The organism is Candidatus Leptovillus gracilis (genome assembly GCA_016716065.1).
GTDB classification, from domain to species: Bacteria; Chloroflexota; Anaerolineae; order Promineifilales; family Promineifilaceae; genus Leptovillus; species Leptovillus gracilis.
This window is the reverse complement of sequence record JADJXA010000001.1, coordinates 560,103-571,798: the sequence shown is the minus strand read 5'-3', so window position 1 is coordinate 571,798 and position 11,696 is coordinate 560,103. Positions and strand designations below refer to the sequence as shown.

General features: G+C 58.5%; 6 protein-coding genes. 2 read left to right on the top strand and 4 right to left on the bottom strand.

The genetic code is table 11. The features are described 5' to 3' along the window. Positions 1-32 precede the first annotated feature (32 nt). Both IPM39_02425 and IPM39_02420 read left to right on the top strand, forming a co-directional pair. Complete coding sequence (locus IPM39_02425) at positions 33-2,399, top strand: helicase-associated domain-containing protein (GenBank protein MBK8984928.1); 2,367 nt, start codon at positions 33-35, stop codon at positions 2,397-2,399. Between the two features lie 341 nt (positions 2,400-2,740). Then, on the top strand, positions 2,741-4,393 hold the full coding sequence (locus IPM39_02420) for a Na/Pi cotransporter family protein (GenBank protein ID MBK8984927.1): 1,653 nt from the start codon (positions 2,741-2,743) through the stop codon (positions 4,391-4,393). Positions 4,394-4,409: 16 nt separating this feature from the next. Here the strand turns inward: IPM39_02420 and IPM39_02415 are convergent, their stop codons facing one another. The 4 genes from IPM39_02415 to IPM39_02400 form a co-directional block, all read right to left on the bottom strand. After that, positions 4,410-6,527 (bottom strand): glycosyltransferase family 39 protein, encoded by a 2,118-nt coding sequence (locus IPM39_02415; protein MBK8984926.1) that lies wholly within the window; start codon positions 6,525-6,527, stop codon positions 4,410-4,412. A 20-nt stretch (positions 6,528-6,547) separates the two neighbouring features. Continuing rightward, positions 6,548-7,036, bottom strand: a complete 489-nt coding sequence (locus IPM39_02410; GenBank protein MBK8984925.1) for a DUF3368 domain-containing protein — start codon at positions 7,034-7,036, stop codon at positions 6,548-6,550. 9 nt (positions 7,037-7,045) lie between these two features. Further along, positions 7,046-7,315, bottom strand: a complete 270-nt coding sequence (locus IPM39_02405; protein MBK8984924.1) for a UPF0175 family protein — start codon at positions 7,313-7,315, stop codon at positions 7,046-7,048. A 73-nt stretch (positions 7,316-7,388) separates the two neighbouring features. Further along, entirely contained in the window at positions 7,389-11,690 is a 4,302-nt protein-coding gene (locus IPM39_02400) for an oligosaccharide flippase family protein (protein ID MBK8984923.1), read from the bottom strand. Positions 11,691-11,696: the final 6 nt, after the last annotated feature.

Genomic DNA, 11,696 nt, shown 5'->3' with positions numbered 1-11,696 from the left:
CTACCCTCTACCCTCTACACCAGGATGTTCAAATGGCAATTAAGCGGATGTTTGATTACTTGACTAAACAACCATTCGACCAGGCAGCGATGAATAAAGAGATTGCTGCGCTTCTGGACAGTTACAACAGCAACACCCTCTGGGAGATGGCCCGCGCGGCGCAGCTGCCGAACACAACCGGCAAAAAACTTCCCAAGAGCGAACTGCTGGCGCTTATGGCGCAGGAGTTTTTTAAGCCAGAACGCATCGAGGCCGCCTACCAAAAATTAACCAAAACGGAGCGCGACGTATTGAACCGGCTGCTGCTGCACAATGGCAAAGTCTCCAGCCGCGTGTTGGCGCGAGAATTGATCCGCGCCGGGTTGGCTACCGAAGCGCCGCCAGCACCGGAACCAAAGAAACAAGATTATTGGTACACACGCGGGCGTTCTATCTACGGCAGTATCGTTCCCCACATTGGCAGCGCCAACAACGCCAAATCCACCATTTTTGAAGATGTGATGGCTCGCCTGACCCTACATGGGCTGCTCTTTAGCGATGGGACCGAATACGCCACCAGCGGCGCAAATTACAAATTACAACTCCATCCTGGCGACACGTTGTACGTTCCGGCTTTTGTGCGCCGCTGCTTGCCGGAGCCACAACCGATTCCCGTGGAAGTCAACCAGTGGCAGCCGGCCCACGTTTTGCACGGCGACCCGCAGTTGTTTCTGCGTGATCTGTATCTCTATTGGGACACCGTGCGCCGCCATCCCATAGACATGATCCAATCGGGGCTGGTGGGCAAACGGGGACTGAAACAGCTCAACTCCGTTTTGCTGACGCCCGATCCTACCCTGGACAGCGTGAAACAAGAAGATGAAACCAGCCGCCTCTATTTGCTGCGCCAGATATTGGAAGAGTTGAAACTGGTTAAGTCGCAAAACGGGTCATTAACGACAAACGTAAAAAGCGGCCATGCTGTCCCCGATTTCTGGCAGAAAACGACGGTTGAACAGGTAACGGCCGTTCTCGCAGCCTGGCGCAATATCCGCCTGCCCTTCCGTTTCACTAACCGGCAAACCCTTTATGAATATGGCGCAAACCCGCGCCAGGCTTGCCAACTACTGCTCCAGGTGTTGGCCGAACTACCGGCCAATACCTGGAATGAACCGGATGAGGTTTTAGATCGCCTGCAAGAGCGGAACAGTGGGTTTCTTTTTGCCCTGCGCCAGCAATTGACCGGGCGACAAAGTTACTACTACGGCAATCGCGCCCAGGCGATGACCGAAATGGATAAGCTGGAGCAAATGTTTGTGGCTGAGGCAACCGCCAATTTCCTGTTGCAGTTGGGATTGGTGGAACTGGGCTTCAACAACCCGCTCGCCAACCCCGTGAAGTGGCACGCCTACCGGCTGACGGCCCTGGGCACGGCCGTTTTGCGCAGCACACCCCTCCCCAACGACGCCGCCCTTACCGGTCAGGTCATCATCCAGCCCAATTTTCAGATTTTGGCGATGGGGCCGGTACCGCTGAACGTGCTGGCGCAGCTCGATCTGTTCGCCGAACGGCAAAAAGTAGACCGGGGCGCGTTTGAATACCACCTCTCCCGCCAGTCTGTCTACGCCGCGCAGCAGATGGGCTACTCGGTGGCCGAAGTGCAGCGCTTCCTGGAAACCGCCTCGCCCAACGACCTGCCGCAAAACATCCGCCGCTCGCTGGACGAATGGGCCGCCCACCACGACCGCATTGTCTTCCGGCGCAACGTCACCCTGCTGCAAGCGGCCGACGAAACGCTGCTGGAACGGCTGCTCAATGAGGGAGAAACCGGCAAGCTGCTGGCGCGCCCGGTGGGCAATCAGGTGGCTTTGGTTAAAAGTAAACAGCAGGCCAGACTGGTCAGCGCCTTGCAAGAAATCGGTCTGCTGCCGGCCGTATCCGGGGCCAATCCGGAAGCGGCCGACAAGAGCGTGGTGGTGGGGGAAGACGGCCGTATCCAACCCGTTCACGCCGTGCCCAGCCTGCACCTGCATGGGCGTCTAGCCCGCTTTGCCATCAAAACAGAGGACGGTTGGCAGCTTACCGCGCAAAGCGTGGGCCGCGCCGGCGGCAGCAAAAAGAAGGCGCAAAGCATCGTGGATGAGTTGGGCAAGTTAAACCGGGGGCGGCTGCCCAAAAGCCTGGTGGCGCAAATACGCGCCTGGGGCGGCTATTACGGCTCGGCGACGGTGGGCACGATGACCCTGTTTGAGTTCCGCGACCAGGAGACGCTGGCCGAACTGCGCGAACTGCCGGAACTAAAAGAGCTGCTGCAACCCTTTGCCGCCGGTGATCGGGCGCTGGCAGTGGTGGCGGGGGGACAGGTAACGGCCGTGCAAGCCATTCTAGCGCGCTTAGGTGTAAAAGTCGTCGCCCACTAATACGGCAACGAGACTTTATGCCCGTCCAAAAGTCCAACTGCGGCGGAGAAGTTGAACTTATAGATGGGCAAGTTATCCAACATCTGTTTCTCGTAACTGCGAAGCCTCTCTGGGAGTACCCGTTCACTCCCCCTGGCAAATCCTCCCAAAGGCTGACAAGACAGGCATAAATTCGCTGGCTTCAGCCTCCGGGAAGGTAAACGGTTACCTCTGGGATTTCACCATGGAGAACCTGAAGTTTTTACAGGGTCAATCCCTGTGCCCTCCGTGTCTCTGTGGTAAGCAGTTACGTATCAGCAGCTTATGAATGAATTCATAGGCTCTGAGCGGTGAAAGACCTGATGAATGATTCTGCCCCGACCCTGTTCTCCGTGCTGCCCTATTTGATGGGCGGCGTCGGCCTGTTTCTGACGGGCATGATTTTGATGTCCGACGGCCTGAAGGCGGCAGCCGGGGGCAGTTTGCAAAACGTCCTGGAGCGCTGGACGAGGACGACGCCGGCCGCCTTCCTCTTCGGCGTGGGGTTGACGGCGCTGCTGCAATCGTCCAGCGCCACCACGATCACGACCATCGGCTTTGTCAGCGCCGGGCTGCTCGCCTTCACCTCGGCCATCGGGGTGATTATTGGGGCGAATGTGGGCACAACCAGTACCGGTTGGATTGTGGCGCTGCTCGGTTTTAAGTTGAATGTGGGCACGATTGCCCTGCCATTTATTGGCGTGGGGGCGGTGCTGTGGTTGTTGGGCAACGGCCGTCGCGCCCAATTCGGCATGGCGCTGGTCGGCTTCGGCCTCATTTTTGTGGGCATCGAGTTTTTGCAGGAGGGCATGGGAGGGCTGGCCCAAAACATTGATATGTCCGGATTGTCGCAGAAGACGCTGCTGGACCACATCGCCCTGGTGCTGCTTGGGGCGCTGATGACGGTGCTGCTGCAATCGTCCAGCGCGGCCATTGCCCTGTCGCTAACGGCGCTGCACAGCGGGGCCATCGGCCTGGAGCAAGCAGCCTACCTGGTCATCGGGCAAAATCTGGGCACGACGGTGAAGGCGGTCCTGGCCGCCATTGGCGCGACGATCGCCGCCCAGCGCACGGCCGTCGCCCATATCTTGTTTAACCTGGTAACGGCCGTTCTCGCCTTCATTTTCGCCCGTTACCTGCTGGCATTGTCCGTTTTTCTCAGCAGCCTACGCGACACAGCCGACCCCTCGGTGGCCCTGGCTATCTTCCACACTATCTTTAACCTGCTGGGGGCGATTATCTTCCTGCCATTCGTGGCGCAATTTGGCCGCTACGTTGTCCGGCTTGTGCCGGAGCGGGGACCGAGGCTGACGCGCCACCTGGACAAATCGCTGCTGAACCTGCCACATGTGGCCGTGGAGGCGGCCGCCCGCGCCCTGCAGGAGATCACAACGTTGACCATGACAGAGGCCATCGGCCTGCTGCGCCAGGGGGCGCAGACCCGCCAGATGAGGGAGCAATTGTGGGCGGCGCAGGCGGCGATGAGCGAGACCAGCCAGTTTCTAGGGAAGATTCGTTTTGGCGGCGGCCGGGAGGCTGTGTTTGACCGGCGGCTGGCGCTGCTGCACGCCGGCGACCACGTGGACCGGTTGATCGAGGCGTGCCTGGAGTCAGAATCGCCGATTTATGGGGCGGACGCCCAGACAGCGGCGCAGCAGTTGGCGGATGAGTTGGCGACGGCCGTTTCCTGGCTGCAAACCCCCACAGGCGAAGCGAAAGACCTGATCCGCCACCTGAAAAAAGCGTCGTCGCGCCAGGCAAAAAGCCGACGCGCGCAGCGCGCCACCCGTCTGGAAGAAACGGCCGCCGGCCTCATCCAACCTGATGAAGCACAGCGGCAGCTAGAATCTATGCGCTGGGTAGACCGGATCGGCTACCATACCTGGCGCGCGTTCCACCACCTGGCCGGGTCGCCAGCCCTGGCAGAGACATTGGAAACGGCCGTTTACGAGGAACCCGAGGCCGTTGACAATTGACAATGGGTCGGTGGACTCAGGAATTCTTTTTCGCGCCAAGTAGAATAAATTTCTCCCCCGTCTCTGTCGGCACGTTTTGGCATGGCCCGGGTGCGCAAGAATAGGGGTCGAACAGGCCCAGGCGCAGCTGCGCCGCGTTGTCCAGCGGCAGTGGATGAATCTGCATGATCAGGTCGCCCGGCTGCCAATGAGGCTGCCACAACTGCTGCGGTTCGGCAGTGTCCCAGCGGTAATCTTCGGCGACTATCTCGCCGCTCTCGTCCAGGGCGTGAATGAACAGGCGCAAGGGCTGGGTGATGGGGCTGCTGACCTGCCAGTAGGTGATCAGGCAGGGCGAAGGGGTTGGCGAGCAGTCCGGGTTCAGGTCGTGGCCCAGGAAGCGGAGCTGGACGCCAAAAGTGACGGCGGCCGGGAATTGGGGTTGGATAATCGGTGCGCCCGGCAAGACGTGCTGGGTGAAGCTTTTGTTGGTTTGCGTGGCCGCGCCCCAGGCCTTTAGTTGGCTTTGCCAATGGGGATGCAGCGGCAGCGCCGTCGGGTGAAAGACGTGGCGGGCGTCGCCCGCTGCGCTGCCGGGCACGCCGGTGGGCGCACGGTTGGGGATAAGTAACGTATAGATTATGTCCTCACCGGCCTGAACGCCAAAATGGCTCAAGGGCAAATCGCTGCGGCGCAGATAGAGGGCCATGGTTGGCCCGTCCAGCGTGTCGGGCGACCAACCGCCGATGGCAGCGGCCGTTATGTCAAAATCACCGTCGAGGGCAACGGCCGTTTCGCGCAGCGCCGCCTGCCACACAAAGGGAATATCGCCCCCATTGGACCAGATGACAAAGATGGACCATGCCGTCCGGCCGACATAAAAGGCGAACAAAATTGTTAACAAAACTGGGCGAAATCTGGCCGCGCCTGTGGATAACCTGGGATAAACGGTGGATAAGAGGGGTAAATTGTGTATAAACAGGGCCGGGAACAGCCCCAGAACGGGTAATATGTTAACAATTCGGATCGTGCTGGGGGCGTTGATGGTGACGACGCTGGGCAAAACGGCCGTACCCGCCCACAACAACAAAAAAGCATAACGCGCATCCCGCCAGCGCCAGGCACTCAACAGCACCCCGCCATAAAAACAGAGCGCTAACAGCGGCCCAAACACCGGCTGGCCGGGAATGCCCTCGCGCCAAATAGCCACGCCAGTCAGTCCAAACATGCCGGCAATCTTCAAGGCGTTTTGCAGCACCGGGCCAACATCGCCGGCGCGCAGCGCGTTGAGCGGCGCAGCCACTTCGGCCACACGAAACTCTGCCCCCGGATTTTGCCATAAGAACCAGGCTAACGGAGCGACAACGGCCGTAAACACCACCGCAAACAGCGCCACCCCCCGCCAGCGCGCCTTCAATTCCGGCCAATGAAACAGCGCCAGATAAAGTACAAACAGCCCATAAAAAATCGGCGCCGCTCGCGCTGCCAGATAGGTGTGCAAGCTAAGTCCGGCGAATAACCCAGATAGGAGGAAGAGGGGGAGAGGGGGAGACGGGGAGACCGGGAGACCGGGAGACCGGGAGTCTCCTTGTCTCCTTGTCTCCTTGTCTCCCTCTCTCCTTGTCTCCTTGTCTCCCTCTCTCCTTGTCTCCCTATCTCCCTCTCGCCACGCTCGCCACCAAAAATAGGCAGAGAGGCCAGAAAAGACGGGCAGGGAGATGGCGCGCAGGGCCAGACGGCCGTAAAACACCGGCCAGAAGAGAACTGCCGTTATCCCCGCCGCCATCAGCCCCACCCGCCAGCCAAACAATTGACGCGCCAGGGCAAAAGCCACCGCCACGCCTAACACGCCCATGTAGGCCGAGGCGACGTGCAGCGCCAGGGGATTGTCGCCGATCAGGGCGACCATGAGGGTTTGCCAGTAATGGAAACCGGCCTCGTGGCCGTAGGCGCGGGTGATGTAGATGGCGTGTTCACCCGACAAAATCAGGCGGCTGATCAACCAGTTAGCCACTTCGTCGTGGGCCAGGCCGGGCGGCGATTGGTGGACAACGCCGATGAAACGCAGGGCGGCGGCGATGAGGAGAACGGCCGTCATGGGCCAGAGGGCAGATTTCGGATTTCGGATTTCGGATTTCGGAGTGGGGGATGTCATTTTGTGTTACGGCAGATAGCTTACTGTTCCCCAGCCTGGCGCAGAACAGCTTCGATGACGGGCTGGCTGATGCTAAATCCACGTTCCCGCAACAACGCTAAATCCGATTTGATGTGCGGCAGCAAACCAAGTTCCTTCGCTTTGAGCAAAAGTCCGACAGTGCCGATCTTGTTTAATCGCAGTTCATTAAGTTTACGACGGCCCTTTTTTTCATCCATCAACACCCAATCAGCCCCTATCTGACGAGCTAAAACGATGGTTTCTGCTTCGCCCAGGTCCAACTCATCCAGCAACACATCAACCGCCAATCGGTCACGCACCGGAACAATGTCTAACCAATCCGCTTCCAAGACTTCGGCTTTAGCGCCGCCTTCGTCACGCCCATACACAACAGTTTCATCAAATACGGCTTGAGCAATGGTGACACGACCAAACATTTGCCGTAACAGGTCAAAGTGACCCGTTACGGCCATACCAATCAAGGGCGTTGTGTTGGAAACGACAATCACGGGGGTATTTTAGAGGGTCAGCTTGTTAACCGCAGCAAATTCTTCGCCTAACTCGTCTTCGGAATAATCAATAAAAGCAATGCTCCGTTGGCGAAGCAGGGCCAAAAACTCCACGCGGCTCATGTGCAGCAGGCGAGCCGCTTTGCCGGAAGAAATTCGCTCCTCGGTGAATAGGGACAATACCAGCCACTCGTTGACCCGGCGCTGCACTTCTTCCCGATTGATTCCTAATTGCAACAACGGCGACGATACCTTAATTTCTAACACGGTGTCGGCCATAAACGCGCCTCCAACAAACGAACAAACCAACAAACCTATCCATTACCCTTGAACACCACAATCAAGTTCTATCTTAAACCAGTCGTAACCGCCGCGCAATGGACGCCGGCAAGATAGCCCGCAAAACTTGCCGCTCATCCTCGCCGACGATGCGGAGGAGGGGCAGGCCGACGGCGTAGACGACCAACCCCAGGACCACACCAACCACCGGGTGCAGCCGCGAACCGAGGGCCATGACGATGACAACAACGGCCGTTAACCCCAACGGTTTCGCCAACAAGCCTACCCAATCCACACCCGGCATCCGCTGCCGCAAATAGTAGGCAAACACCCCCATCAACACCACCTCCGACAAAATCGTCGTCACCCCGGCCGCCTGATAGGTAAAATACGGGATAAATAGGAAATTGGTAATCACGTTAAAAGCCACCGCTGCCGAAAATGCCCGCGGCTGCATCCGCTCCAGACCCAAAGCAATGAGCACGTAATTGGTCACGCTGTTCAACCAGCCGATAGGAATGGCCCAAATCACAATTTGCAGCGCAATCGCCCCGTGCGGCAAAAATTCCGCCCCGCCGACGATGCGCACGAGAAGTTCAGCCAAAAAGGTGATTGAGGCGGCGATGGGCAGCGCCAGCAGCAGCATCAGTTTCAGCGACAGGCTGTACATGCGTCGCGCTGCGTCCAGCGAACGCTGAATCTCGCGCGAGATGATGGGAAACAGCGCCAATGTGAAAAACGACGGCACAATTTGCAGGGCGTTGAACCATTTATAGGCGCTGTTATACCAGCCCACCACCTCATCGCCGTTGTCCAACATCACCCGCAGCAAGTATACGTCAATCGAGATGAAGATGGTTTGCAGCAGATGGATGAGCATCAACGGCCAGCCCAGGCGCACCATACGCCGCTGCAAGCCCCAATCCACGCGCCAGGGACCCGGTAGCGCAAAATTACGCCGCGCCAGGATCGCCAAAATAGTCAGCGTGACAATGTTGATGGCGATGGACACGGCCGCTAAGCCCACAAAGCCAAAACCGAGCAGCAGCACCGCCACGCCCAGCCCGACGCGCAAAATCGTTGTCAGGGTGGTCATGGCTGCCGGGATTTCCGCCTTTTCGTAGACGTAAAACAGACCCGTCACCCCTTTGGACATACCGGAAAAAAGCATACCGAGCATGATAAAGATGATCGCGGCAATTTCGGCCGGGGTGAACGGATTGCTAAACAGGTTGGCTCCCAGGACCAGCGCCGCCACCGGCGCGGCCGCCACAAATGCGGCCAGCACGCGCAAAATTGAAGTGTTGAGCAGATAGCTGCTGGCGCGCTGGCGATCTTGCGACACCTCGCGCACCAGCAAAATGTCCAGCCCAAAGTTGGCGACGATCTCAAAGATACCGGCGGCGGCGATGGCTGTGGCAAAGCTGCCGGCGTTGGCCGGCCCCAGCACCCGCAGGTAGAACATGGCGTAGACAAAATCAATGCCCTTGTTGAACAGGTTGAGGGCCATGGGGGCCATGCTGTTTTTCGCCAGGCTGCGGGTGGTGGTCATTTGGGCATCGGGTTTAACCATGATGCGCCAGCCCCAGACCAGGCCGACAAACAGCAGCAGGATCACCCCCATGAAGCTGCCCAAACCACCCAATTGGAAGCTGGTGGGGCTGTACTTGTAGCGGACTGTCCATTGGCCTGCTTCTGGCAGCACCACGCCGCGAAAATTGCCGTTGACGCGAAAAATATCTACCTGCTGCTCTTGATCTTCCCCGGTTCCGGCCGGGCGTACAAAGGCTTTCCAGCCGGGGAAGTAACTGTCGTTGAGGATGAGGATGGTGGGGGTGGCGGTAACGGCCGTTACCGTCACCTCATTGATCCCGTAGGCGTCTATGGTGGCGGGGGTGTAGATTTCGGATTTCGGATTTCGGATTTCGGATTGGAGATCACCAATCTCCAATCTCCAATCTCCAGTCTCCACCACGGCGAATTGGCGCGGGTCGTAGGTGCGCAGGGCGGCCAGGGCGTCATCGGCCAGCAGCAGGCTGCTGAGGGGTAGGGTGTAGGCGCGGGGGGCAACGGCCGTGTTCTCATACACCCGCACCCCTTCCCCTTCCCAGGCCAGGACGAACTGCGGTAGGTCTATCTGCTCGCTGGTGATGACGTACTTCACGCCCAACACACTCAGCAGCGGCGAATTGAGCGCCTCCCAGGTGGCAATCGGCTGGATGCGATTGTAGGGCAGCGCCCCTTGCGGCTCGATGGCCGCCATAAATTCCGTGTACTGCTTGGGAATGATCGAATCGTAGCCGCGAATATCCTGAAAATCGTACAGCCAGCCGGAATTGGCGTTAAACGGGATGTCGCCGCTGGGATTGAAGCTGGTAATGCGCCATAAGCCGGGCTGCTGTTCCAGCCACTGCACCATTTGCGGTTTGTAGTCCAACAAAGCGGGATCGACGGCGGCGTGAAAGCCCCAATTCGCCAGGAACAAATCCAGCACGATAATGATGGCGGCTAAGAGTTCCCATAACGGCCGTTTGCCCACGCCGGGGACGGGCACGTAAATGGGGCAGCGGCTCACGCGCAGCACCGTCCCGCTGGCGATAAGCATCAGCCCCAGGGTGAAGAATTGACGGTATTCGAAGCTGTAAAAGGCGCGGGCGCTGTCGAAGCCGTTGGCTGCCAGGGCCAGGCCCAGGAAGATGTGTTCCACAAATGGCTCAATTTGCGGGTAGAACAATTTAGACGCCCACAGACCGCCAAGCAGTAGCAGCCCACCCCAAAACGCCCCCGCGGCCAGAGCAGTGATCAATCCGGGCGTTCCCCAGAGGAAGAACGGCCGTTTCCATCGGGCCACAGACACATCACTGGTAAAGAGAAGCACGGCCGTTTCCACCGCGCCTGCTGGCTGCCGCGAAGCCCGCCAATCCTCCCAACCCGACCAACGGCGCGTCGCCGCCAGATGGTCGGCGCCAAACCCGGCCAGCGCTGCCACGCACAAAGTCAGCGGGAAAATCCAGCGAAACGGCGTGTGCAACTGATTGATAAACGGCAGCCCATAATACAACAATCCATACAACGGCGTGCCAAAAATAAACGCCAGCGAAAAAAAGCTGATGCCGGCAAAAAAGATTGTCTGGCTTTTCCGTTCCCTGAACCGTAATCCGTGATCCGTATTGCGAAATCCGAAATCCGAAATCCGAAATCCCAAAATCATCAGGAACAACGGCAAAATCCCTAAATAAATTGCCCCTTCGACATAATTCTTAAAGCCCCATTCGTTGTGGGCGCGTGGATTGCCGTAATAATCGGCAGTGTAAGCCACCTGCTCGCCGCTGAAAACATCTTGGTAGCTGTGGTAAGCTGGATTGCCGAAGAAATTGGGCAAGGCCAGCGTCAGAATACGGCGCGCCGGGAAGGCCCAACTGCGCACTTCGGCAAAAGAAGCCGACCCTTCGCGGAAGTTCATTTGTCCCACTTCAAACAGGGGAACCAACTGCACCGCCCCCAGCAGCAGGCCGATGAGGACCATGCCCGATAACCAAATGGCTGGTTTGAGGAGGGTGTGGCGTAAACCGTGTTCCGTGTTCCGTGGTCCGTGTTCCGTTGGTTCCCCGTCGCGCTCACGGCCTACGGCATACGGTTTACGGAACACGGCATACGCCATACGCCACGCCGCGTACAAGGCCATCAACAAGAGGGTGTAATAGGTAATCTCCACATGCCCGGCGAAGATTTGTATCCCCAGCGCCACCGCGCCGATAGTTAACCAGACAATTTTAAATCGGACATCTTGAACGATCTTTTCGATGCAGCCCAGCAGCAGCGGCAGCCACACCGCCGCGGCGATAATCATGGGGAAAACGGCCGTGCTGATCACCATAAACCCCGCCCCCTGATACACCAACCCGGCCAACGCCGCGCTGCCCCGCCGCATGTGCAAAATGCGCCCAAACACATACATCAACGCCCCGGCCAGCCACAACTGGCTCAGCGCAAACCAACCATACGCCTTCGCCAATGGCATAATCAGGAACAACAGACCAAGCGGGTAATAGGCCGAATGCTGCCCGGCCGCCAAAAAGGGCGCGCCGGCAAACAAATTGGGATTCCACAGCGGAATTTCCCCGCTCTGCAAAGAAGTGAGGACAAAGCGCTTCCAAGGGTAATTCTGGATGATCAGGTCGGTGATGAGGTGGTTCTGCGGCACTTCGGCGCCCAAAGCAGCAGCGGCAGCCGACCAGGGCGCCCATTGGAACAGATTGTCGGCCGGCAGCATGGTGCGCCCGCCTAACGTAACACTGCCATACAGCAGCAGTGGCAGCAGCAAAAAACCCGCCAGAATCAGGAAATCGGCCGTATAGGCGCTTAAACGTTTCATGCCACA